Here is a 26,324-nt window from a genome sequence, read left to right as displayed (position 1 = left end):
AAAATCACTGAATATCTAGTATAAACTTTTAATTTCAAATTTCTTAGTAAACAAAAGACTATGCCGAAGGCATAGTCTGGATCCACTTATTACTTGAAAAGTACAAAAGATATTTTGTCATCTACAAGAGATACTACTCCCTTATTATACAATTGGACAAATTTGCCTTTATAGCTAGTTTGAGTTCCAGAATTTATATCTTTTATGATCCCTTTTAACGGATCATTTTGATATATTTTACCACTAGTTGATAGAAGTAAATTTTCTTTAGCACAAGGTATTTGTAAATTAATAGTTTTCCATGTACTAGTATCTTGTGATATTTTACCATAATAAACTTTACTTATTAAATTATCTTTCATTTCTGCAAGATATATATTATCATCATTATCAGATCCAATTAAGGTAAGTTTATCAACATCACCCACACTTATAGCATTACTTTTACTAGTAACATATATTTTATTATACACCGAGCCTTCGTAGACTAATTTATCTTCATGGCGAATCAATGTGATATTACCCACGAGCTTAGGTATTGTATCGACTTTTGACATTGTTCTATCTCTATCGATTCTATAAATGCTACTTTTATTAGCATTGTTTGATACCTTCACGTAAGTAACGCCTGTTAATGGCGCTGTTTGAATATCTTCTACTTTAGGGTTAGTACCACTCCACTCTAATTTTTTTGTTTTTACTTTTTCACCTTTTACTACATCATAAGAATATAATATTAAATCACTAGATTCATCATCACTTTCTTTTTCTACGAAAACCATTCTATTTCTACCTGGAATCCATGAAGCAAAAGAAACGTTACACCCATCTTCTGACTTTATGTTTTTAGTTTTACCAGTCAAACAATTAACAATCACCAATTTTTTATCATCGTAATAAGATATATATTTGGCATCATAAGATACTAATATATTTTCTGCATTTGTTGGTATAGTAATATCAACATCTTTGGCTTTTGTACTTACATCTTCGACAACTTTTTTGGAAACTGCCTTTGAATCAGTAGCTAAAAAATAATGATCAATGTAAAAGAGACCTAAACATTGCAAAGATAAAGATACTACTATCCATATGCTTATTCTTTTCGTCCAACTCATATTTTTTCTCCTTTAACTTCAAAATATCCTATACTTATTTTCTACTCTCTATATACATAATAGAAGGTACTGACCTTTCTCCCAAACTATCTGATGGACTATTTATAACTTCGTCATCATAAAATAATGTAGAAGAAGAACCCCCATCTAAGTTAGTAGCGTTAACAGCTCCATAATCATATAATACATCTTGTGCTTCCTTTAAAGTAGCGCCTACACTTCCTAACTGCCTACCATCAATCACTAAAAATATTATCGCTCCATCTTTTCTTTGAGCTACACATGTTCTAGGTGCAATACCCCAACCACCATCACCACTTTTTATAGTTTTTTCACCACCAACTATAAGTGCTGGTCCAAAAGATACTGCATCAGTTACTCCCTCTTTTTTCATCTCAGAAAGACTATGAGGACCAACTAATAATTTTCCTGAACTAGTCATTGCTACAACTTCTGTTTTTTTATCTACATCTGTTATATCATTACTAACAATTTTTCCCCGGCCCATTATAATTCCAGTTGGATTTGCTCCTGTTCCTATTCCTGTGTTTTTCGATCCACTATCTCCATCGTTAAATCCACCACCATTGATTGCCGCAATTGCATTGTTATCCTTTGCAATATCACTAGTTAGTTGCCCTTCCTTACCAATCATACTACTACTCCCAACTTTTAACCTAGTTGGATCATTAATTATTAATATGTAACCTTTAAATTTATTTCCTTTTACATCATATCTTTCTATACTATTATCATTTTTATTTTCTACCTTTACACCATCCAAATTATTTTGAACTAATGTATCCACTGTTTGATCACTCATAATTTTTGCTATTGCTTCTTTAGACAAAAAAGTTGTTGCAAGCCATTGTAATGAATAAGTAGTCATTGCAGCACCTACCACTGTACTCTTCACATTTTTAAAGGGACCATAATAAAGCATAAATGGGCCAGTAATTGTTGTGAAAATCAATTCGAATATTACAAATAACAAAACAAGTGTACTTGTACGTTTTTTGGTTTTTTTACGTTTTTTTATTTTTCTCATACTTCCCATCCTTTTCTTTATTATGTACTTTTATTATGTACTTTTATATTGTACAGTATAATCATATAATTTAATACAACATTTTTATGTTATTTTTGTAAATTAAACTAATATATGATAATTAAATACAAAAGAGAGTATAAAAAGAGTATAAATTTTTATACTCTCTTCTACACAAAAGAAAATATAAAAATTTATACTCTCTTCTATACAAAAGAAAGTATAAATTTTATACTCTCTTTTATAAATACACTTATTATAATTTTTTTGATCCTTCAAATGCTAGAGGGGACCTCTCGCATTCATCATATTTTAAAGTTACCTGATAACATAAATCACTGCCCTTCATTTTTTCGGATGCATAACATAACCCATTTGATCTTTTATCTAGAAAAGGATGATCTATTTGTTCTGGATCACCTATAAGAATCAATTTGGTTCCCTCTCCAGCCCTAGTTATTATTGCTTTTACTTGTTTTGGTGATAAGTTTTGAGCCTCATCTATTATTACCCAATTTTTCACTATTGACCTTCCTCTAAGGTAAGCAACCGCCTCAGTAGTTATAATTCTCCTATCGAATAAGTCTTTTATCTTATCTGATAATTGTTTTTCGTTTTTATAACGCTCTTTTTCATCAGATTCCACAAGTATTTCTAAATTATCGAATATTGGCCTCATAAATGGTGAAATTTTTTCTTGCTCTGTACCAGGTAAAAAACCTATTTCTTCATCCATAGTAACATTGGGCCTGCAAATTAAAATTCTTCTGTACTCTTCACTACCAAAGTGGTGTTCACCACTTTCTTGTAATATCTTTTGAAGCCCTACTGCTAATGAAAATAGTGTTTTAGCAGTTCCGGCTGGCCCTTTAATAATTACAAGCGGTGCATTTACTGAATCAATGCTTAAAGCTTCTAACATAAATCTCTGTCCAACATTTCTTGGTATAACCCCTAAAGGTTTACTGTCTTTATAATAAAGCGGCACTACATTTCTTCCATCATACCTTGCTAATGCAGTTTGTTTTGGATTTTCCGTTGAATGCATTATTAAAAATTGATTTGTGTATAAAAATGGAGTAGTATACTCTTCTAACTCCTCATTATATTCAAGCAATACAGTAGCCTCTATACTTTTTTTACTAAAAAACTCTGCAAGCTTTTCTGGAGACACAAATACCTCTATCCTCCCTGTATACTGATTGTCATACTCTGGCACAAATTTTTCATAATAGTCTTCTACATTAATATCCGCAGCATCCGCCTTTATACGTAGAAATATATCTTTGGTTATGAGCCAAACATCTTCACCTTGCTCCTTAATACCTTTACATACTTGTAATATTCTATTATCAGCTTTTTCTTTACTCCAAGAAGCCGGAATTTCGGTATCATATTGATTCATTTCAACCCTTAATATTCCTCCACTTTCTAAATCAATGCCCTCATTTAATTTCCCATGTTTTCTGAGTTCGTCAATAAGCCTTGCTGAATATCTAGCATTAGCTCCTAAATCACTTTTATCTTTCTTAAAACTATCTAGTTCTTCTAATACTACTTCGGGTATTATTACATCATTATCGCCAAAGGACAATATCGCACTTGGTGAATATAAAATAACATTGGTATCTAGTACATATGTTTTTTTCAAAGTATTAGTTCCCCCTCTCTCTCTATTACTAATATATGTAATTAATTCTATAAATGAATAAAAAACAAAATAAAATTTTACTTTTTATTAATTTTTTATATAATAATTTTGACAAGTAATAGCTTTTATTATATAATAAGTTCTATATTATATAATAATATTATAGGATGGTGTATATGGAGAACATTACAACAGTTTTTAAAGAAAAAAAATTAAAGCTTACACCTCAACGCATTGCTGTCTACAAATTTTTACAATCTACAAAAGAACATCCTTCAGCTGAAATAATTTACAAAGCTCTACAACCAACATATCCTACTATGAGTTTGGCTACAGTTTATAAAGCATTAAAAACTCTTATAAGCGTTGAACTGATTATAGAACTTAATGTTGGTGAAGGTAATTTTAGATATGATTGTAATATGCTACCTCACCCTCACATACAATGCGTAAATTGTGGTAAAGTTGATGACATAGAAGGTATAAGTTTTTCAAATGTACTCGAAGATGTAAAACAATATACTAATTACGAGGTATTAGCTACTAAACTTTATTTTTATGGTTTATGTGAAGATTGCAAGAAATAAATTATTAAATAAAAAGAAGTATGAATTAAAATTCATACTTCAGACTGTTGACAAACATAAAATGTAAAACACTCTAATTTAAAATTGGAGTGTTTTTTTTCATATTCAAAAAGGATTTTACAACATCAATGTCGAATATATATAGTATACAAACTTTATAATTCGGAGGGTTTAGTTATGATTAATGAAAAGAACTTCACACAACAAAAATTAGAAATGGTATATTTAGAGGATTTAGTTCCTAAAGACCATATTCTCAGAAATATAGATAAATACATGGATTTCTCTTTCATAAGAGAATTGACTCAAAAATATTATTGTTTAGATAATGGAAGACCTGGCGTAGATCCTATTTTACTCTTCAAAATGCTGTTTATTGGATACCTATTTGGAATAAAATCTGAGCGACAACTTGTAAAGGAAATTGAAGTAAATGTAGCTTATAGATGGTTTTTAGGACTAAGCCTTACTGATGTTATTCCAGATCATTCAACAATTAGCCAAAATAGACGTAGACGATTTAAAGGAACTGACGTGTTCCAAAAAATATTTGACGAAGTCGTATTTAAGGCTATAAATCTTAAGATGGTAACTGGTAAAATACTTTACACAGATTCTACACACCTAAAAGCAAATGCTAATAAGCGAAAGCTTGTGAAAATTGAAGTTGAAAAAACACCTAAAGAATATGTAGCTGATCTTAATAAAGCTGTAGAGGAAGATAGAATAAATCACGGTAAAAGACCTTTGAAAGTGAAAGAACCTGTTACCATAATAAAAGAAATTAAAGTTAGCACAACTGACCCCGACAGCGGATATATGATGAGAGATGGCAAGCCGGAAGGCTTCTCCTATTTAGATCACAGAACTGTGGACAGTAAACACAATATAATTACTGATGTTTATGTTACTCCTGGAAATATAAATGATGTTGATCCTTATATCGATAGATTGGATGTGCAAATAAAAAAATTTAATTTTAATACAAAATATGTTGGTGCCGATGCTGGTTATGCTACAAATCTTATATGTAAAGAACTATTTGAGAGAGAATTAAAATCTGTAATGGGATATAGAAGGTCTCCACATACAAAAGGAATGTACACTAAAAATAAATTTCAATATGTTAAAGAGAAGGACATATATGTTTGCCCTGACTTAAGGGCTTTGCATTATAAAACGACAACTAGAGATGGATATAAAGAGTATGTTGGGAATGCAAAAGATTGCAAAGAATGCCCAAATAGAACTCAATGTTTTTCTGATAAAAGTAAGGTTAAAACTGTTAGAAGACATGTTTGGGAAATGTATAAAGAAGATGTTGTAAAGTTTACCAAAACGGATAAGGGTAGAAATATATATAGAAGAAGGAAAGAAACTATAGAGCGAAGCTTCGCAGATTCTAAACAACTGCATGGGCTTCGCTATTGCCATATGCGCGGATTAGAAAATGTGCAAGAGCAGTGTCTGCTTACAGCAGCAGTGCAAAATATGAAAAAGATAGCTAGCCTACTATCTTCCATGTTTTTTTATTTTATAACTAAAAACCTGTTGCATGTTACTAATTTATCTATAAATCAAAATGCTATCGCATAATTGCATATAAAAACCCAGTACAATAAAAAATTATACTGGGTTTGTAAACAACCTGAAGTATGAATTAAAATTCATACTTCTTTTTATTTAATAATGTACCTCTGAAACATATTTTTTGTATATTAATATCATTTATAACTTTCATTTAATATCTCTTCCCATTCTTTAGAACTATACTTTCCATCTATAATTTTCTTCAAGGTCAAAAGTACATTGGTTTTTATCTTTTTAGGTAAATTATATAATATAGGTATGCTATTGTCATTAGCCTTATACATATGTTGAACCATTGATTTACCAATACCTAATATTTTGTTATTTGCAACTTTATTTCCAGTTATAATTCCCTTTTGCACAAGTCTTGCTTGAGCTTCATCACTATATACATATTGAATAAAAGCATCGGCACTATCCCTATTTTTTGCATTTACTGGGATACTTAATATAGAGTTAATTATAATAGGCATATTTGCCCCAAACTTTGAATTATTGTCATAGTCTTTAATTACACCTATATTATTTCCATTAAGTTTAGGATTATAATATGAAGTACACATGAGTAGGGGTGAATCGCCATTATTAAAATTAATAACACTTTGCTCATTACCTAATTCAAAAGAATCTTTTGTAATTCCATTATTTTTAGTAAGCAAGTTAAATTCATCAAACACTCCTTGCATATTTTTAAGTTTCTTATAACCTAACTCACCACTATCATAACTTTCCTCAACCTCATGAATATTTATGCCTGTGCTAGCTATTAATGAAAACAAAATACCCCTCGCATCTATATCTTCGTTTAATACGACAGGTGTCTTCAATCCCTTACCATTAATTTGCTTTAACACATTTAACCACTCTTTTAAATTATTAGGATTAGCTAATTTTAGCTTTTCCAAATTTGTTTTATTATACAATAATTCAATAGAATATGGTACAACCCCTATTCCATAATATTTATCACCTATTCTTCCATAAGAGCCCATAATATTAAAATATCTACTATTAATATTGTTGTCCTCATATGTTCCATCCATATCACTTAGAACTCCCTTTTTACTAAGTTCAATAAAGTCATTTCTACTCGTGAACATCACATCTATTTCTGTACCCAAATTAATTGTATCCATAATATTGCTTTTATCACCTATTATATCATTTAATTTTATTACAACATCTGGATTGTTTTTTTTGTAATCATCAATTAAAAACTTATTTACTTTATAAGAATGTTCATCTGTTGTATCTAGAAATATATTTAATTTTTTTTGATCCTCACTCTTTTTATCACTGCCCCATTTGCAAGATGACAAACTAAACACCGTAATTAGAATTAAAAGACCTATACATATGTTTTTTAAAAATTTATTTGATTTTCTCATAAGTTCACCTCATTATATTATTAAATGTTAATTCTTAAGATTTATTAAATATAAATTAATTAAATATACAGTTGTTACATATAATTTAAAGGGGGGGGTGGAATAAATGAAGTTACAGATAATATTTTTAAAAAAGAAATATATTTATTATGTTTTGGCTATTATCATTTTTACCATAACACTTACATTTTTATTGCTTTTCAAAACAAATGCAATAAGTACATTTAATATCATAAATGAATCAAAAATGATGCAAGCTGATTTAACAGGTGATGGAAATAAGGATATACTCTACATAAAAACAGATGTTGATAAATACTATATTCAAATAAATTCTGGAGACAAATGTTATTATTTAGAGCCTTCTAAAAAGCTTAACACCGTTGGTAATTATTATTTGCAGTGGCCTATGAGACTAACATTAATGGACATATCTAGAAACAACGTACCTGAAATATTTACTCAAGCATCTGTAAATAATAAAGCAGTACAGCATGTTTTCCTTTGGACTGGTGAAAAATATGAAGATATATTTAGCAGCACAAACAATATTTTAGGTTTTGTAGACAGTAAAAATAATAAAACACCTAAAATGTTATCTGGGAATATCAAAGATGGAGAATTAAATCTTATTAGTTATATTTTTATTCAAGATAGTTTAAAATCTTTTGACTACAACTATGTTGATAATTATATGGGTAAAACCACAGTACTCGGTTTCATAAATCTTATGGCAACCTTTCCAGTTTCTGAATTAACTATGCCAAAAGATCTTTTTACATCCGATTTAAATGGTAATGATATTTCACTCTTAAGTGATTTATCTGACAGAAAAGTACATTTAACCTTCCAAGATGCTGTTTTTAAAGATTTTAAATGGGACAAAGATGGCAATACTAGCGATGTTTTATGGACATTAAATTTTAAAGGAACTAATACAAATGATCTATTAGAACCTAATGTTACCAATTTAAAAGAAAGCAAAAACTATACTATAGAATTAATTTTAAAACTTATCCCAAATACTAATAAAGACCCTTCTTTTAAAATCAGCTCTATAGATATCAAATAAAAAAATAAAACTATTACATTATGTGTAAAATATTAATATCGTTTATAAACTTACAAAAGGGACCGTATTACCGGTCCCAAGGGGGGATGGGGGTTACGCATAAAATGTTTTAATTTTATGCAAATGGAGATTTAAACTCCGATTACATTTATAATATTAACCTTTTTACTTAGTTTTATTCATTATAATAATAAATTTAAATATTTTTTTATAAAGATAGTTTACTACAAACAAAATATAATATAAATTGGGGGAATCGTATATGTTTAGTAATAAAGAAAAAGACGTAAATAGAATTGAAACTTTAATTGGCCAGCAATGTTCTATAATTGGTTCTTTGAATGGAAATGGTCTTATTAAAATAGATGGTTCTATTGATGGAAACATAATTTGTGAAGATGATGTAGCATTAGGTGAAACAGGAAGAATAAAAGGTGATATTACCTGTAATAATGCATATATAAATGGAATAATAACTGGAAATGTTTCTTGCACAAACACCTTAACTATAGAAAGTTGTGGCAAAGTTCGCGGTGATATTTCGGTGAAAAAATTAATGATCTCTGAGGGTGGAATTCTTGATGGCAAATGTACCATGGCAAATTATGAACAACCTGATGACAACAGTGATAATTTATAATAGTTTCAAACAAAAAAGTAACACATAAGTTTTAAATTTATGTGTTGCTCTTATTAATTTTTATCTATATACTCTTAATGTCTTAAGTTGGTATTTTCCTCTACGATTCTATTGAGCATTCCAAGCTTTTGCTCATCTACTAGATGAGCTAATATATATATAAGTTGCCCCTTATCTTCATCTTCTAGGTCATCTAAAATACTATGTGTACTTTCCTTAGGACTTGTATGTTTAAATTCAACATCGTTATTCTCAAAAGAATCATCATTTACAAAAGAATCATTATTTGATATGGAATTCATCATATCATTAAAATCAGAACTATTTAAATCTAAATTATTTAAATCTATTCCAGATAACATATTTGAAATTTCACTTAAATCTATATTTCCCATACCTGAAAATATATTTGTAAATACATTGTCTTGATTATTTTTATTTGAACTTACTATATCATTATTTTCAGTATCATTATTTTTATTAACATTATTGTTATTATTACTATTGTTTTTATTATTTTTTTCAACATTTGATGTAGACTTTACATTACCTGAATTAGAACCATTATTTGAGTTTCCTTTCATATTATTACTTTGACCACCTAAACTATCCATAAGGTTACCTAAAATATTGTCTTGACCACCTAAACTACCAAGTAAATTACCTAAGATATTACCGTCCTGCCCACCTAACCCACCTAGTAAATTACCTAACATGTTATTATTGTTACCTCCTAAACCAGAAAGTAAACCCTCAATCATATTTCCACCATTTGCAGTACCATTACCGGTACCATTTCCTGAAAGAAAGCTAGATATTAATCCCACCAAAGGACTTGCACCGTTTCCATTAAGCATTTGTGCTAGTGGATTATTATTAGCATTGTTATTCTGATTATTGTTATTACCGTTATTACTATTATTGCTGTTACCATTATTACCATTTCCATCATTACCATTGTTATTATTATTCATGTTATTGTTATTATTCATGTTATTGTTATTATCCATATTATTTCTATCACGCTTATGATGTTTTGACATATTTATCACCTCATTTATAAATGGGAGAGCATTTAAGCTCCCCCTTATTTTTAAATTAGCATCCGCAGCTTTTCACTGCATTTCCGCCATATCCACCTTTACAGAAACAAAAACCTAGGAATAACAGTATTAGTAAAAAAGCATTCTTGTTTTCAAGTAGACATGTTCTTTGAAGTATAATTAATAATATTATCGCACAAATCGGATTTGTGCATAACCCCAATCCTGATCCTGCTCCATATCCTGATCCACATACGGGTTCAGCAACTCTTCCACAACATTTATTTTCACGACATCTTCTTTTAGACATTTAAAACTCCCCTTTCATGGGCCAAATTTTAATGTGTTACATATTTCAGCTACAGTTAAGAACATATAATTCATCTATTGTTACTTAAAACCTATTTTTCACTTATGATTATTTGTCTTAGTTATTCATCGTCACAGCTATCTAAATTAATAATATTATTTGTACATCCTTTGTTACCTCTTCTATTGTTACCTAATAAGACAATTAAGATAATTATCCAGATGATCCCGCTGCCGCCGAAGCCGCCACAGCCACCACCAAATCCACCGAATCCACCATCGAAACCGTCATCGCATGGGTCATCACAGGTAACTTTACAATACTTCTTTACATGCTTTGGATCACATCCGCAAAAACTGCTACTACCTCTTCCTCTACCAGTTCCACCCCAACCTCCGCAGCAGAAAAGTAATAAAATAATTATTAAAACTATTCCATTTCCACCACCAAAGCCGTCGTTGTTGTCTCGATCGCAATCACAGCTTTTATTAGATCCATTTTTTTGTGATTGAGCTAATCCACTTAATAAGCCATTCATATCCATCTAAATATCCTCCTTTTAATTGCTTTTCTTAATTTACTTTTAAAATCTTTTTCTTTTGTTTCTAATATATACTATTCTCACAGAAATAAATTGATACAAAATGTTTATATAAATACATACTAAAAAGTTGACGAAAAAAATAGACCTCATCACGATGTGCACTAATTATTAGCTAACACACCGTAATGTAGGTCTATTTTGTTTTTATTATAGTATTGGATTTCCATTAGAAGTTAGTGGTTCTCCTTCTGAACTGTCGTTAAACATATTTCCTAAAAGATCTTTTACACCTATTTTTTTAAGTGATGAGATATTTATAATCTCTTCACTTGGTTCTAGATTTAAAGTTTCCCTTATTAACTTATTATTCTTTACTAGTTCTGCTCTGTTTAGTTTATCTTTTTTGGTTGCAACTATTACAACTTCATATCCAAAATGTTTAATCCATCCGTACATTAGAAGGTCATCTTTAGTTGGCTTACGTCTACAGTCCACTAGTAATGCTACCTTTTGTAGTTGAGGCCTACGAACTAAATAGTCCTCCATCATTTTTCCCCATTTAGCTTGTTCAGTTTTGGATACTTTTGCATATCCGTAACCTGGCAAATCTACAAAATAAAAACTATCATTTATTAAAAAGAAATTTATAAGTCTAGTTTTGCCAGGTGTTCCACTAACTTTAACTAATTTTCTTCTATTTGTTATAGTATTTATCAAAGATGACTTACCTACATTTGATCTTCCAACAAAAGCATATTCTACTCTATTATCTGTTGGGTATTGAGCAGGTTTTACTGCCGATATTATAAATTCAGATTGTTTTATCTCCATTATTTATCTCTCCATTTAATGTATTTTCAAGTAATGCATGTTCAAGTACATTTTCTACTTTACTTGCAAATATAAATTTTAGTTTGTCCTTAATACTCTTTGGTATTTTTTCTGTATCTTTTTCATTCTCACAAGGAATTATAATTGTATCAATACCTGCTCTATATGCAGCTAACGATTTCTCCTTAAGCCCTCCAATAGGTAGAACTCTTCCTGTAAGCGTAATCTCACCAGTCATTGCTATATTATGTCTTACTTTTCTATTAGTCAATGCAGACACCATTGCAGTTATCATCGTTACACCTGCTGATGGTCCATCCTTAGGTACTGACCCCTCTGGAACATGAATATGAATATCCTTATTTTTATAAAAGTCTTTATCTATATTATACTTAAAAGCATTAGCTCTAACATAACTATATCCAGCTTTAGCGGATTCTTTCATTACATCCCCTAGTTGACCTGTAAGTTCTAGCTTACCAGTTCCCTCCATAGCACTCGCCTCAACTGGTAATGTAACCCCACCAACTTCAGTCCATGCTAGTCCAGTTACTACACCAACCTTATCTTCAGTTTCAGCTTTGTCATAAGTAAACATAACTGCACCTAAGTATCTCTTAACATGAGATGCTGTAACATTAACACTCTTTTTATTTTTCTCTACCATTTCTGTTATTGCCTTTCGAATTACAGAAGCAATTTGTCTTTCAAGGCTTCTAACCCCTGATTCTCTTGTATAGTTTTCAATTATACAAGTTATTGAATTGTCAGAAAATGTTATTCTACCATCATCCATATTATGTTCTTTTAACATCTTTGGAATAATATGATTTTTAGCAATATGAAATTTTTCCTCTGATGTATATCCTGATACCTCAATGACTTCCATTCTATCCAATAAAGCTCTTGGAATAGTGTCCAATTTATTTGCAGTAGTTATGAACAATACTTTTGATAAATCAAAATCTAATTCTAGGTAATGATCCCTAAAGCTCGCATTTTGCTCACTATCCAGTACTTCTAAAAGAGCATCTGCAGGATCGCCTTTAATATCTCCACTCATCTTATCAATTTCATCTAATAAGAATAATGGATTCTTTGATCCGGCTTGCTTCATTGCATATATAATCCTACCGGGAATTGCTCCAACGTAAGTTTTTCTATGCCCCCTTATTTCAGCTTCATCTTTTACTCCACCAAGTGACATTCTAACAAAATTCCTATTTAATGCATTTGCAACAGACTTCGCTATAGATGTTTTACCAACTCCTGGTGGCCCTACCAAACAAAGTATAGGTCCCTTAAGCGTCTTGCTAATTTTTTTAACTGCTAAATATTCTATTATTCTTTCTTTAACATCCTCAAGCCCGTAATGTTCTTTATCAAAAACTTCTCTGGCCTTACTTATGTCAATATTATCTTTAGTCGATTTATTCCAAGGTAGAGCTAATATCCAATCTAAATAAGACTTTGATACTCCACTATCGGCAGAATAATTTCCTGAACTTTTTAATCTATTTAGCTCATAATTTGCTTTTTCTTTTGGCTCTTTAGGAAGTTTAGCCTTTTTTATTTTAATTTCATACTCAATTATCTCTTTTTTATTTTCGTCATCTTCTCCAAGTTCCTCTTGTATAGCTTTCATTTGTTCTCTTAGATAATATTCCTTTTGAATTTTATCTATTTTGCCCTTAACCTTGCTTCCGATCTTCTTTTCTATTTTTAAAACTTCAAGCTCATTCTTTAATATAAGTAATAGTTTTTCAAGTCTCTTAGTAACATCTAATATTTCAAGCAATTCTTGTTTTGTTTGTGGCTTTAATATTAAATAGGAACTTACAATATCACAATATCTTCCAGGTTCTTCTGTTTCTTCTAAACTGAATAACGCATCAGGAAAACTGTTAACCGATAAATTTATGTATTCTTCAAAAGCTTTATCTATAAGTCTAATGTATGCCTTACATTTTTTATCATCTACGCTTTGTTCATCGTAAATAAGCTCTACTTCCACACTTACAAAGGGTTCCTTATCTTTATACTCTGAAATTTTACCTCTTTGCATTCCCTCAACTAGTACTCTAATTGAATCTCCCGGTAACTTTAATATTTGTTTAACGTTACAAACAGTACCAATTTCATATATATCCTTTTCTTCTGGTTCTTCGATTTTCGATACTTTCTGTGAAACCAGAAAAATTTCTTGGTTATTTAGCATAGCATTTTCTAATGCAAGTATAGATTTTTCTCTACCAACATCAAAATGCAATACCATATATGGAAATATATTCATACCTCTTAGCGGAATTAACGGAAGAAGTTTTGTTGTTTTATCCATTTTTCTCCCTCTTTTCTATATTATATTAATCGTCGTTTATAAATATAAAATTATTATTTTAATTTTATATAACTCGATATCATAAGCTATAAATACTTATTTGTTTTATTTTTATAGTTACACTATATTTACATAATAGCAGTATATTAATATAGTGACACTACTATAGTATACCTATAATATAATTATTTTTCAATACTACAACCTTTAAAATAAAAAAGGTAATCCACTATATTTAAAAATGGATTACCTTTTTAAAGAAAATGACAGACTAAATTTTTAATGATTTTGCGGCTATAACGTCTACCTCTGGCTCAAATGTAGTTTTAATATTTTTAGGCATCTCTAGAAGTAACGCTTCTTTTATTACCTCACTAATATTATTAACTGGTATGATTTTAATATTTTCTATGGTATTAAAACTATCTTGAAAGTTATCCCTTGGAATAATTACTTTTGTGGCTCCTGCTTTTTTAGCAGCAGCGATTTTAGCATTTACACCACCTATTGGCAATACATTACCATGTATTGATATCTCTCCTGTCATAGCAACCATATTATCCACTGGTATACCTTTTATCGCACTGTACATTGCAGTTGTTATACTTACTCCAGCGGAAGGTCCGTCCACTGGTGATCCACCTGGGAAGTTAACATGAATATCATAATCGTCACAATCTATATTAAAATATTTTTCAAGTACTGTAACTACATTTTCTACTGAGGATCTTGCAGTGCTTTTTCGTCGAAGTTTTTTATTACTACTACTTATTTCCTCTTCTTCAATAATTCCTGTAATTTTAAGAATGCCTTTTCTAAGTTTTACCCTTTTGGCACTAGCTTCAATTTCCATTACAGCGCCTATATTAGCTCCATAAACCGCAAGCCCATTTACATAACCAATTTGTGGTTTATCAGATATCCTAGACTCAAGCCTAGGGGAATATTGACCATTTTCTATGACCCACTCAATATCCTCAATACTCACTTCATCTCTTTCATCATTAATTGCCATTCCACACGCTAGTTGAATTAAATTAACAGTATCACGTCCATTACTTGAGTATTTACCTACAAGTTCTAGTGCCTTATCGCAAATTTTAAGGTCCATTTTACTTATTGAATTTTTGGCAATTTGTTGTAATTCTTCAGGTAATAATGCTCTAAAAAAGATTTCTATACACCTTGATCTTATAGCAGGCATTATTTCTTCTGGATTACGTGTAGTTGCACCAATTAACCTAAAATCAGCTGGTAGTCCTTCATCAAACACTTCCTTAATATAAAGAGGCATATTAGGATCCTCTTCATTATAATAAGCACTATCTAAAAAGACTTTTCTATCTTCCAATACCTTAAGAAGTTTATTCATTTCTATAGGATGCAGTTCCCCAATTTCATCAATAAATAGGATGCCACCATGTGCTTTTGTAACGGCTCCAGGCTTAGGTTGAGGCACTCCCGCTACTCCGAGTGGCCCTGCTCCTTGGTAGATGGGATCATGAACTGATCCTATAAGTGGATCTGCTATGCCTCGTTCATCAAACCTAACAGTAGTACCATCTATTTCAATAAACTTCGAACCTTCCTTAAAAGGAGATCTTGCTCTTTTTTTAGCATCTGCAAGTACTAATCTAGCAGCTGCTGTTTTCCCTATTCCAGGCGGGCCATAAATTATGACATGCTGAGGATTAGGACCACATATTGCTGCTTGTAATGCTTTAATCCCCTCTTCTTGGCCTATAACCTCTTCAAATTTTGTTGGTCTGCTTTTTTCAGTAAGTGGCTCCGTAAGGCTTATACTTTTCATTTTTCTTAAGTTTTCCATTTCTTTTCTATTTTCCTTACCAACGACCACCTTACCACTTTTCTGGGCTTTTAATGCATTAAAAAAATATAACCCAATAACTACCGTAAAAAAGAATTGTACTGCCATGAGAATTTTAGTTGTCATATTAATTAAAGTTTAATGATGATGCTATTAAACTAATCCTCCTTTCGCATATTAAATTTGCATATTTTAGTAAATATTGCATCATTTGATATTGTGCTCAAGTAAGACTAAATGTATTCATTTTTTTCCATATAATATTATTAATTTATATAACTTTTTGTCGTTAAAATCATATTTAATAATTTCACAAAACACAAAAAGACGGATACAATATCCGTCTTTCTGTATTTTTCAATATTCATTTACGCTGATTCTGATCCTTTTTTACTTTTAATCTGTTTTGTAACCTTTATTTTTTCTCTTTTTCCGCCTTCAGCTAAAACTAGTTCTGGATTTCTAGTTTGAATAGTATTCGCATTAATTATAACTTTAGCTACTTCTTCATTTGATGGAATATCAAACATGATTTCCTTCATCGTGTCTTCTATAATAGATCTAAGTCCACGAGCTCCAGTTTCTCTTTTAATAGCCTCTTTTGCAATAGCTTTTAAAGCTTCTTCTTTAAATTCTAATTCCACATTATCCATCTCAAACAATTTTTTGTATTGTTTAACTAATGCGTTTTTAGGTTCACTAAGAATTTTAACTAATGCCTCTTCGTCCAATGCTTCAAGTGTAACAACTATTGGAAGTCTACCTACAAATTCTGGGATTAATCCAAATTTCAATAAATCTCCAGGCATTATAGACTTAAGTAACTCTCCTACATTTGCTTCATGTTTAGATCTTATTTCAGCTCCGAACCCAACTGACGTAGTTCTAGTTCTTTTTTCTATGATCTTATCAAGTCCATCAAATGCTCCTCCACAGATAAATAAGATATTAGCAGTATTTATCTGGATAAACTCTTGGTGAGGATGTTTTCTTCCACCTTGTGGTGGAACTGATGCTGTAGTTCCTTCTAATATTTTAAGTAATGCCTGTTGAACTCCTTCTCCAGATACATCACGAGTAATAGATGGATTCTCAGATTTTCTTGCTATCTTATCTATTTCATCTATATAGATAATACCTTTTTCTGCTTTTTCTACATCATAATCAGCATTTTGTATTAATTTAAGAAGAATATTTTCAACATCTTCTCCTACATACCCTGCTTCAGTAAGCGTAGTTGCATCTGCTATAGCAAAAGGCACATTTAAGAATTTTGCTAATGTTTGAGCAAGCAAAGTTTTACCACAGCCTGTAGGTCCAAGTAATAGAATATTACTTTTTTGAAGTTCAACATCACTCTCATTAACATTTGAATTTATTCTTTTATAATGATTATAAACAGCTACTGCTAATGATTTTTTAGCTGTATTTTGTCCAATTACATAATCATCTATATAGTTTTTTATTTCTGCAGGTTTTGGAAGTGCTCCTAAATCTAATTCAACATCACCCTGGAATTCATCTACAATTATTTCAGAACACAATTCTATACATTCATCACAAATATATACTCCTGGTCCCGCAATTAATCTTCTAACTTGTTCCTGGGTTTTACCACAAAAAGAACATTTAAGTTGTTTTTTTTCATCAAATTTTGTCATATTTTCACCTCTACTAACCTTATTTCTTTTTAGTTAAAACTTCATCTATTAGACCATAATCCATAGCCTCTTGTGCACTCATGAAATAATCTCTTTCAACATCATGTTGAATTTTTTCTATTGGTTGTCCGGTTCTTTCACTGTATATTCTATTTAGTGTATCTTTAGTTTTCATAATTCGTTTTGCATGAATATCAATATCAGTTGCCTGACCTTGAAATCCACCTAAAGGCTGATGTATAAGTATTTCGCTATTAGGTAATGCAAATCTTTTTCCCTTTGCTCCAGCATTTAATAAGAAAGATCCCATTGATGCTGCTAAACCAATACATAATGTTGATACTTCTGGTTTTATATATTGCATTGTATCATAAATGGCCATTCCTGCTGTAATTGACCCCCCTGGACTATTTATATATAAAAAGATATCTTTATCAGGGTCTTCAGATTCTAAAAACAATAACTGAGCAACGATTAAACTAGCAGTTACATCATTTACCTCTTCTCCTAGAAAAATTATTCTATCTTTTAATAATCTTGAATAGATATCATAAGATCTTTCCCCTCTATTCGTTTGTTCAACAACCATTGGTACTAAACTCATATAACTCACTCCTTTGCTCTAATAATATTACTGCCTTAACAGGTAACCTTTTCCTTAATTATATCCTAAATATTAGCTTTTTAATCATTTAGTTTTATCCTATATTTAAAATTAATTGCCAGATAAATATCTGGCAATTAATTTAAATCTATATTATGCTATCACTTTAGCATTTTCAACTAACATTTTTATCACTTTTTCATTTAAAACATCAACTTTAAGATATTGTTTTTGTGCTTTCATAATTAAATCTGCAGTTTTGTCTATATCTTTGTCTCCGTATTGTTTTGCAACTTCTTTAGCTTTTGCAAGCATTTCTTCATCGCTTGCTTCAACCTTTTCTTTTTTCGCTATTTCGGTTATAACTAAATCAGTCTTAACTCGCTTTTCAGCTGATTCTTTCATAAACGCTCTAACTTTTTCTTCAGTATTGTTTGTATACTGATAATATGATTCAAGGTCTAATCCTTGTTGTTTTAATTTCATTTCTAAATCTTTAAGCATTACATCAGTTTCTCTTTTTACCATAATTTCTGGAATGTCCATTTCAACATTAGAGCAAGCTGCATCTATTACTGCTTCTTCAAATTCTTTCTTTTCTCTATCTTTACCTGATTTTTCAAGTGCATTTTTAATGTCATTTCTTAATTCTTCTAAAGTATCAAATTCTGATATCTCTTTAGCAAATTCATCATCAATAGCTGGTAATTCTTTTGCTTTCATGCTTTTAACAGTTACATTAAAAGTTGCTTGTTTACCATTTAAGTCTTCTCTTCCATATGCTTCTGGGAAGTTAACTTTAACTTCTTTAGCATCTCCAACTTTTAAACCAACTAATTGTTCTTCAAAAGTATCAATAAATGATCCTGAACCAATTTCTAGTTCAAAGTCTTTTCCTTCTCCACCTTCAAAAGCTGTTTCTTCAATAAATCCTTTGAAATCTATAATTGCTATATCGCCCATTGCAACTGTGCCATCTAGCTTATCTTCTATTCTAGCATTTTTTTCTTGCATGCCTTTTAGTTGACTTTCGATTTCATCATCTGATACATTATATTCAACTTTCTTAGCCTCTAGTCCTTTATATTCTCCAAGTTTAACCTCAGGTGCTACTTCGACTGATGCTGTGTATATAAACTCTTTTCCTTCCCCTATTTGAATAATATCAATTTTAGGATAGTCCAAAGGATTTATATCATGTTCTTTTAAAGCCTCTGGATATGTATCATCACAGCAAAAATTTATAGCATCTTCAAAGAAAACATTTTCGCCATACATTTTCTTTATTATATTCATTGGAGCTTTACCTTTTCTGAATCCTGGTATATTCATTGATTTTGAATTTTTTGCACTAGATTTCTTTAAAGATTTATTAAATCTTTCTGCTTCTACCGTTATTTCTAATTTAATAATATTTTTTTCTAATTTTTCCATTTTAATGTTCATTATATTACTCCTCCTAATCACTCACAAATGCTTATTTCTTTATATATTATAACATAACTTTTAACGTATTTACAAATACTATTAAGCATATTTGCTCAAATAGTCTAATATTATGATTATACCCAAATTTTAAATAATTTACAAGATAATTTTATTTAAATAATTGCTTTAAATATGATATAAAACACTTATTATCAAATTGTCTCTTGTAAAGTTGCAACATTGTTAAACTTTCCCGAAACTAAATCCTTCACCTTTGTAAGTTCCTCGTAACTTGAAAAATTGTTACTATACACTTCTATAATTCCTTTTCCACTATAGTTAACATTTTTAAGATTTCTTGCAATGTCATCATAGTCTAAATTCCCTTTCCCAGGTAAAAGACAAGGTGAATTATCATCTCTATCATTAATATGAAGATTCACAATGTTACTTCCCATAACTTTAATATACTTTTCTATAGGAATATTAGCTTTGCATGCTTGTTTCAAATCCAAAGTGTAATATATTGGATATTTGCATTTCTGCGACAAAAGAGTTAAGAATTCTAAATTCGCCGACATGCACCATGAGACATTTTCCTGTGCCAATTTAATTCCTGCATCGAGCGTTATATACGAAAGTTCATTATATATATCTACAATAAATTTAGTATCAAGTTCATCGAAATCAGCATACCTCATACCATGAAATGTATAACAACTTGCGCCTAAAATCTTTGCTGCCCTAACAACTTCTTTGAATTGTTTTAACACATCTTTACGTCTTCTGTCATATTTATCAAAAAGATATGGTTCAAAAGAAGCTGAAAATGCATGAACTGAGTTTACATTGAATTCATATAGTTCTTTTTTTTCCAGTAGTACTCTTATAAATTCCTCTTTATACTCACTTTGCGTATTTAAAAATATTTCGCCAAAATTAAATCCTAACTCTTTCATCGTTTGTATACTATGCTCTGTATTCAATTTAGGATAAAAACATGCTGAAGATAATCCTATATCCATGTTTAGCCTCTTTTCGCTATTTTGTTACTTCACCTGATGCAGTTACATAAACTACATCTCCATCTATGTTTGCCTCTAGCCCCTTAGCTGTTGAATCTCCAAAAATAACCTTCATGCCCGATGCTGGCTGTACCTGCATATGTACATTATCTTTTAAATTCAGCTTCCATATATATTGTACTTTCTTTTCATTCATCCAAGGTAGCTCACTAACATACGCAATATTATCCTCATCAATGAACTTTGGTGTAATTGACCATATATAATTTGGATTATTTTTAAGTTGGTCTTCTTTTGAATAATTTTGATTATCGCTAGATGTATATATTTTCTTTGTTATGTCTTTGCTAATTTTATTTATGTCAACATATATTATATCTTGATTTTTTGTACTTTGTATAACAATTAATTTCTTACTTGGACTTATATCATATGATAAGTCCTTAGCATTTAATATTCCTTTTATAGTTTTATTTGCTGATGCTCCATTATATTCAACAGTTACCTTTTGACCATCAGGCATCGTAGCTATAAAAGATGACTTGTCTGCACTTGCTTTTGCAGTTTTTGCGGCAATTGCTGCTTGCGTAATCTTATCCTTCTGCGCATTTGTCTGCTGCTGTGAGACTTCTTCTGATTTTTTCTGTACTTTATCATCTTTTGATGAGGTACTAGTTGCACCTTTATTCATTAAACCTTTAAAATCTATATTTAAAAATATGATTAACCCTATTATAGGTATAATAATTAGTGATAATATTACCTTTTTTCGTTTTTTTATTCTTCTATCATAATCCTTACTAAATATACTAGGTTTCTTCATATGATTTACCTCCATTATAATTGATACGCTGTTATCACACATACATTCTGCGTACATACTTTTTAATCAACAACTATACACTTTTTATTATACCTCATTATAAATGAAAATAATATTGTTTTCTTTAATGATACATTATCCTTTTATAGGTAACCGATTTGCATTTCAATGTATCCATATTGTGTATTCCAGTATAAACTAATCACAAAATCACTTTATCATTCAAACTAATATAATTTATTATTTTTTAAATAATTTAATATCTTTTCTGGAATAAAATTTCAATTTGCAGTTGTTTCACTTTAAAATTCTCCTGTTACTATTTTTTTTATTAATTATTTATAGTTATAAATCCCTTACATATCAACACTTATAAGATTGTGTGAATATTTTCAATATTAAAATATTTATAAATCACTTGAACTGTTTCACTTTTAATATTACAATATGTATATCAACAAGATCCATTCATACAAATAAATATTAAATGTTAACTTTATTATTTATTTTATGACTAAGTATTAACAAACATAACAAAGTATTGTATAATATATTTATGTAATACTTATTATTAAACAATACTCGTTGTTAATTGCATGATCATTTAATTACATAATAAAATGATCATTTATAGCAACATTTTAAAAACAGTATATTATAGGGAGGAAAAACAATGACTAAACAATGGAATGGTTTCAAAGGAGATTCATGGAAAAATAAAATAGATGTGAAAGACTTTATTCAAAAAAACTATACCTTATACGAAGGTGATGATAGTTTTTTAGTAGGAAAAACTGATAAGACCAATAAAGTTTGGGACAAAGCTAATTCCCTTATATTAGAAGAAATCAAAAAAGGTATTATAGATGTTGAAACTAATGAAATTTCAGGTATAGATAACTTTAAACCTGGATATATTGATAAAGAAAATGAAGTAATTGTTGGATTACAAACAGATGCTCCATTAAAAAGAATAGTAAATCCATTTGGTGGCTTTAGAATGGTAGAACAATCACTTGAGGAATATGGCTACAAATTAAACAAGGATATAAAAGAATTTTTTCCAAAATACAGAAAAACTCATAATGAAGGAGTTTTTGATGCCTACACTGATGCTACTAAAGTTGCGAGAAATGTAGGGTTATTAACTGGACTTCCAGATGCATATGGCCGTGGAAGAGTAATTGGAGATTATAGAAGAATTGCTCTTTATGGATTAGATTTTCTAGTTGAACAGAAGAAAAAAGATTTAAAGGAACTTACAGGTCATGCATCAGATGATCTAATAAGACATAGAGAAGAAGTAAGTATGCAAATAAGAGCACTTGGTCAAATTAAAAGCATGGCCCTAAAATACGGTGTTGATTTATCCACACCATCTACTACGGCTTGCGATGCTGTTCAAGCAGTTTACCTTGGATATCTTGCAGGAATAAAAGAAAATAATGGTGCTGCAATGTCACTAGGAAGAACTACTACTTTCTTAGATATTTACTTTGAAAGAGACTTAAAATCTGGATTAATAACAGAAGATGAGGCTCAAGAGATTATCGATCAATTCGTAATTAAACTTAGAATGGCAAGACATCTAAGAACTCCTGAGTATAATGATTTATTTGGTGGAGATCCTAATTGGGTAACCGAATCTATTGGAGGTGTTGCACTTAACGGCACTCCAATGGTAACAAAAAATTCTTTTAGATTCCTTCATACATTAACAAATCTAGGATCAGCACCAGAACCTAATATGACAGTACTTTGGTCAGAAAAATTACCAGAAACTTTCAAAAAGTATTGTGCTAAAATGTCTATTGAAACTGATGCACTTCAGTATGAAAATGATGATGTAATGAGACCTATTTATGGAGATGATTACGGAATTGCTTGCTGCGTTTCTGCTATGGAAATAGGAAAGAGGATGCAATTCTTTGGAGCAAGAGCTAACCTTGCAAAATCATTATTATTATCACTTAATGGTGGAGTTGATGAATTAAAAGGTAAACTTGTAGTACCTGGAATCGAAAAGACTACTGATGTAGTTCTTGACTACAACAAAGTTAGAAAGATGTATTCAAAAGTTTTAGAATATGTTGCTAACATGTACGTAGATACAATGAATACCATACATTATATGCATGATAAATATGCTTATGAAGCTGGACAACTTGCTCTTCATGATACCGATCTTAAATACTTCATGGCATTTGGAGTAGCAGGACTTTCAATTGCAGCCGATTCATTAAGCGCTATAAAGTTTGCTAAGGTATCTCCAATAAGAAATGCTGATGGCATAACAATTGATTTTAAAACTGAAGGAGATTTCCCTAAATACGGTAATGATGATGATAGAGTTGATGATTTAGCTGTTGAACTTATCAAGGAATTCAGCAACGCTCTAAAAAAACATCCTGCATATAAGGGAGCAGAACATACCTTGTCAGCACTTACTATTACATCAAATGTAGTTTATGGTAAAAAGACAGGTACAACTCCTGATGGAAGAAAACAAGGTGTACCACTTGCTCCCGGAGCAAACCCAACACAAGGCAACGATGAAAACGGAGCACTTGCATCATTAAATTCAGTTGCTAAGATTCCTTATAGAACTTATTGCCAAGATGGAGTTTCAAATACATTTTCAATAGTACCAGCTGCACTTGGAATAGACGAATCTACAAGAATAAATAATCTAGTTTTCCTTTTAGATGGTTATTTCGCACAAGCTGCACATCATTTAAATGTAAATGTATTAAATAGAGAAGTTTTAATAGATGCTATGGAAAACCCAGACAAATATCCGACATTAACAATAAGAGTTTCAGGATACGCTGTTCATTTCAACAGATTATCTAAAGAACAACAACTAGAAGTTATAAGCAGAACTTTCCATAAAAAAATCTAATTAATTTTAAAATATTGTATAATATGAGAGGTACTTATTATAAGTACTTCTCACTTTATATAAAAAATTAACTTCATTTTATATTAAAGCAAAAAGGCTTTCGGTTTTTGTTTTAATATGAAATGAATATAAAATTATTCATTCGAAGCTAAGGAGGAATATATATGGTAAAAGGTAAAATTCATTCTATCGAAACTATGGGACTAGTTGATGGTCCAGGAATAAGAGTTGTAGTTTTCTTTCAAGGTTGTAAATTAAGATGTGCCTATTGCCATAATCCCGATACTTGGCAGTTGAGTGGTGGTACAGAAATGACTCCTGATGAAATTGTTAAAAAAATAGTTCGTTTCAAACCATACTTTAACAGATCTGGTGGCGGGGTTACTTTCTCTGGTGGCGATCCACTGCTTCAACCAGAATTTCTACTTGAATGTTTAAAATTATGTAAACAAAACGGCATCCACACAGCTCTAGATACAGCTGGTTTTGGTGATGGTAATTACGATGAAATTTTAAAATATACTGATTTAGTGCTACTCGATATAAAACAAACAACTGGTAAAGGGTATGTCGCTTTGACCGGAAAAGATACTACAGATGTTAATATATTTTTAGAATCACTTCGAAAATCAAAATCAAGAGTTTGGGTAAGACATGTTGTTGTACCTGGTATTACAGATTCAGAAGAACATATAACAAAACTTGCTAAAATTATTAATGAAGAAGTACCTAATTTAGATAAAGTAGAACTTCTTTCATATCATGTTTTAGGAGTTAGTAAATACGAAGAGTTATCTATACCTTATAAACTTAAAGGGGTAGATGCAATGGATAAAGATAAAACTAAAAAACTACAAACATTAATTGATAGTTTACTTAATATCAAATAATAGGGTGCATCCATATGAAACTTCTCCTGCATGACCTGAAATAAGAGTTTGAAACGTGAAAGTTGATTAAGAAATTCTAATGTTTTGCCAATATAAAATTCTCTAGCCGTTCACATTCGACTTGTAGCCGGTTCACTAGCCTTCCTTTCAGGAAGTCTTACGAGAATTTTATATTTGCAAAACAAGAATTTCTAAATCAACTTTCAATCATTTCTGCTCTTCTTATTTCATGTCACTGACGGAGAACCTCCATACTATATTACATTGTCTTGAAATATTTCTAAGCTAGATCTCTTAGAAAAGAAGAAAGGCATGTCCCAAGATGATTACTAAATCATTTTTTTACTAAATAGCCATCAAGATATCTGGTTATGATTCTTGAAACTACGGGATCTATATCCATAGAGCCATTGCAAAGACACCATTCAAAGACAGATCCTTTGATGATTGTACACAAGTCTTTACAGACCATATGTAGGTCTGTTCCCTCCACTATCAGTCCCAGCTTGTAAGCCTTCTCCATTTCATCTTCGCTTTTTGCCAGGATGGAATTCATCTGGAACTTACCATCAGTTTCTGTCATGTACGCAGACAACGCCAAGTTATTATTAGAATAGAAGCTCTTCATAAACGGGAGCCCAAGTTCCTGATAATGATTGATCAAGATCATATAAAGTTCGATGATTCTGCCCGTAATATTGTTTTCAGGTGACCTAATTTCCGCATCGTAAAAACCTTTAGATACGAAATAAAACATAAGATCATCCTTATTCTGAAAATAATAATAGAAAGTCCCGACTGCAATGCCCGCTTTCGCACATACATTCCGTACAGTAACCTTTTCAACACCTTTTTCCTTTAAAAGTTGAATGGTAGCATCCAATATTTTTGATTTATTCAATTTCTGCTTCAGGGTTCTCTCATTAGCCATATTCCATCTCCATAAGTATTTTATCATTTTATATTATACAGTCATTTCCTGATTTCTTCAACCGTATATATC

22 protein-coding genes are annotated in these 26,324 nt (G+C 30.4%); 6 read left to right on the top strand and 16 right to left on the bottom strand.

All coding sequences use genetic code 11. The features are described 5' to 3' along the window. Positions 1-89: 89 nt before the first annotated feature. The 3 genes from LL038_RS22720 to LL038_RS22710 all read right to left on the bottom strand — a co-directional run bounded on the left by LL038_RS22720 (position 90) and on the right by LL038_RS22710 (position 3,817). A complete protein-coding gene (locus tag LL038_RS22720; RefSeq protein ID WP_216122568.1) occupies positions 90-1,118 on the bottom strand; it encodes a hypothetical protein in 1,029 nt (342 codons plus the stop codon). Between the two features lie 34 nt (positions 1,119-1,152). Then, positions 1,153-2,166, bottom strand: a complete 1,014-nt coding sequence (locus LL038_RS22715; protein ID WP_216122566.1) for a phosphodiester glycosidase family protein — start codon at positions 2,164-2,166, stop codon at positions 1,153-1,155. 256 nt (positions 2,167-2,422) lie between these two features. Continuing rightward, positions 2,423-3,817 carry a PhoH family protein gene (locus LL038_RS22710; RefSeq protein WP_216122564.1) on the bottom strand — a complete coding sequence of 465 codons (1,395 nt, stop codon included), beginning with the start codon at positions 3,815-3,817 and terminating at the stop codon, positions 2,423-2,425. A gap of 176 nt (positions 3,818-3,993) precedes the next feature. Between LL038_RS22710 and LL038_RS22705 the strand changes: the two genes are divergently transcribed. Together LL038_RS22705 and LL038_RS22700 are read left to right on the top strand one after the other, a co-directional pair. Further along, entirely contained in the window at positions 3,994-4,404 is a 411-nt protein-coding gene (locus tag LL038_RS22705) for a Fur family transcriptional regulator (protein WP_216122562.1), read from the top strand. A gap of 177 nt (positions 4,405-4,581) precedes the next feature. Next, complete coding sequence (locus tag LL038_RS22700) at positions 4,582-6,000, top strand: IS1182 family transposase (RefSeq protein ID WP_253200382.1); 1,419 nt, start codon at positions 4,582-4,584, stop codon at positions 5,998-6,000. 128 nt (positions 6,001-6,128) lie between these two features. On the opposite strand, the gene LL038_RS22695 is transcribed toward LL038_RS22700, so the two are convergent. Continuing rightward, positions 6,129-7,382, bottom strand: coding sequence for an ABC transporter substrate-binding protein (locus LL038_RS22695; RefSeq protein WP_216120989.1), 1,254 nt, complete (start codon positions 7,380-7,382; stop codon positions 6,129-6,131). 106 nt (positions 7,383-7,488) lie between these two features. Here LL038_RS22695 and LL038_RS22690 point away from each other — a divergent pair, with 106 nt between their 5' ends. Together LL038_RS22690 and LL038_RS22685 are read left to right on the top strand one after the other, a co-directional pair. Then, on the top strand, positions 7,489-8,454 hold the full coding sequence (locus tag LL038_RS22690) for a VCBS repeat-containing protein (RefSeq protein WP_216120987.1): 966 nt from the start codon (positions 7,489-7,491) through the stop codon (positions 8,452-8,454). Between the two features lie 262 nt (positions 8,455-8,716). Then, positions 8,717-9,094 (top strand): bactofilin family protein, encoded by a 378-nt coding sequence (locus LL038_RS22685; RefSeq protein WP_216120985.1) that lies wholly within the window; start codon positions 8,717-8,719, stop codon positions 9,092-9,094. Positions 9,095-9,168: 74 nt separating this feature from the next. Here LL038_RS22685 and LL038_RS22680 read toward each other — a convergent pair whose 3' ends face one another. From LL038_RS22680 to LL038_RS22630, 11 genes are all read right to left on the bottom strand, one after another. Further along, positions 9,169-10,137 (bottom strand): hypothetical protein, encoded by a 969-nt coding sequence (locus LL038_RS22680; protein ID WP_216120983.1) that lies wholly within the window; start codon positions 10,135-10,137, stop codon positions 9,169-9,171. Positions 10,138-10,192: 55 nt separating this feature from the next. After that, positions 10,193-10,447: a hypothetical protein gene (locus tag LL038_RS22675; RefSeq protein ID WP_216120981.1), complete on the bottom strand. Its 255-nt coding sequence runs from the start codon at positions 10,445-10,447 to the stop codon at positions 10,193-10,195. Positions 10,448-10,568: 121 nt separating this feature from the next. Continuing rightward, the gene (locus tag LL038_RS22670) at positions 10,569-10,991 is read right to left on the bottom strand and encodes a hypothetical protein (protein WP_216120979.1); all 423 of its coding nucleotides are present in this window, start codon (positions 10,989-10,991) and stop codon (positions 10,569-10,571) included. Between the two features lie 207 nt (positions 10,992-11,198). Next, positions 11,199-11,822: a ribosome biogenesis GTP-binding protein YihA/YsxC gene (yihA, locus tag LL038_RS22665; protein WP_216120977.1), complete on the bottom strand. Its 624-nt coding sequence runs from the start codon at positions 11,820-11,822 to the stop codon at positions 11,199-11,201. Then, the gene (lon, locus tag LL038_RS22660) at positions 11,803-14,160 is read right to left on the bottom strand and encodes an endopeptidase La (RefSeq protein WP_216120973.1); all 2,358 of its coding nucleotides are present in this window, start codon (positions 14,158-14,160) and stop codon (positions 11,803-11,805) included. The genes yihA and lon overlap by 20 nt, the downstream gene beginning before the upstream one ends. 271 nt (positions 14,161-14,431) lie before the next feature. After that, positions 14,432-16,114 carry an ATP-dependent protease LonB gene (lonB, locus tag LL038_RS22655; RefSeq protein ID WP_216120971.1) on the bottom strand — a complete coding sequence of 561 codons (1,683 nt, stop codon included), beginning with the start codon at positions 16,112-16,114 and terminating at the stop codon, positions 14,432-14,434. Positions 16,115-16,356: 242 nt separating this feature from the next. Beyond that, entirely contained in the window at positions 16,357-17,649 is a 1,293-nt protein-coding gene (gene clpX / locus LL038_RS22650) for an ATP-dependent Clp protease ATP-binding subunit ClpX (RefSeq protein WP_216120969.1), read from the bottom strand. A gap of 19 nt (positions 17,650-17,668) precedes the next feature. Further along, positions 17,669-18,253, bottom strand: coding sequence for an ATP-dependent Clp endopeptidase proteolytic subunit ClpP (gene clpP / locus LL038_RS22645; RefSeq protein WP_216120966.1), 585 nt, complete (start codon positions 18,251-18,253; stop codon positions 17,669-17,671). A 153-nt stretch (positions 18,254-18,406) separates the two neighbouring features. Beyond that, a complete protein-coding gene (gene tig, locus LL038_RS22640; protein WP_216120963.1) occupies positions 18,407-19,699 on the bottom strand; it encodes a trigger factor in 1,293 nt (430 codons plus the stop codon). A 194-nt stretch (positions 19,700-19,893) separates the two neighbouring features. Next, entirely contained in the window at positions 19,894-20,706 is an 813-nt protein-coding gene (locus tag LL038_RS22635) for a sugar phosphate isomerase/epimerase family protein (RefSeq protein WP_216120960.1), read from the bottom strand. 16 nt (positions 20,707-20,722) lie between these two features. Beyond that, positions 20,723-21,529 carry a hypothetical protein gene (locus LL038_RS22630; protein WP_216120957.1) on the bottom strand — a complete coding sequence of 269 codons (807 nt, stop codon included), beginning with the start codon at positions 21,527-21,529 and terminating at the stop codon, positions 20,723-20,725. 673 nt (positions 21,530-22,202) lie between these two features. Between LL038_RS22630 and pflB the strand changes: the two genes are divergently transcribed. Together pflB and pflA are read left to right on the top strand one after the other, a co-directional pair. Beyond that, positions 22,203-24,431: a formate C-acetyltransferase gene (gene pflB / locus LL038_RS22625; protein ID WP_216120955.1), complete on the top strand. Its 2,229-nt coding sequence runs from the start codon at positions 22,203-22,205 to the stop codon at positions 24,429-24,431. A 164-nt stretch (positions 24,432-24,595) separates the two neighbouring features. Further along, positions 24,596-25,321, top strand: coding sequence for a pyruvate formate-lyase-activating protein (pflA, locus tag LL038_RS22620; protein WP_216120953.1), 726 nt, complete (start codon positions 24,596-24,598; stop codon positions 25,319-25,321). Positions 25,322-25,655: 334 nt separating this feature from the next. Here the strand turns inward: pflA and LL038_RS22615 are convergent, their stop codons facing one another. Next, entirely contained in the window at positions 25,656-26,252 is a 597-nt protein-coding gene (locus LL038_RS22615; RefSeq protein ID WP_216120951.1) for a TetR/AcrR family transcriptional regulator, read from the bottom strand. Positions 26,253-26,324: the final 72 nt, after the last annotated feature.

It is taken from the genome of Clostridium estertheticum (genome assembly GCF_026650985.1).
In the GTDB taxonomy this organism is placed as follows: Bacteria; Bacillota; Clostridia; order Clostridiales; family Clostridiaceae; genus Clostridium_AD; species Clostridium_AD estertheticum_C.
Note: the sequence above shows the minus strand (reverse complement) of the source record. Positions and strands in the feature narration are given on the sequence as shown.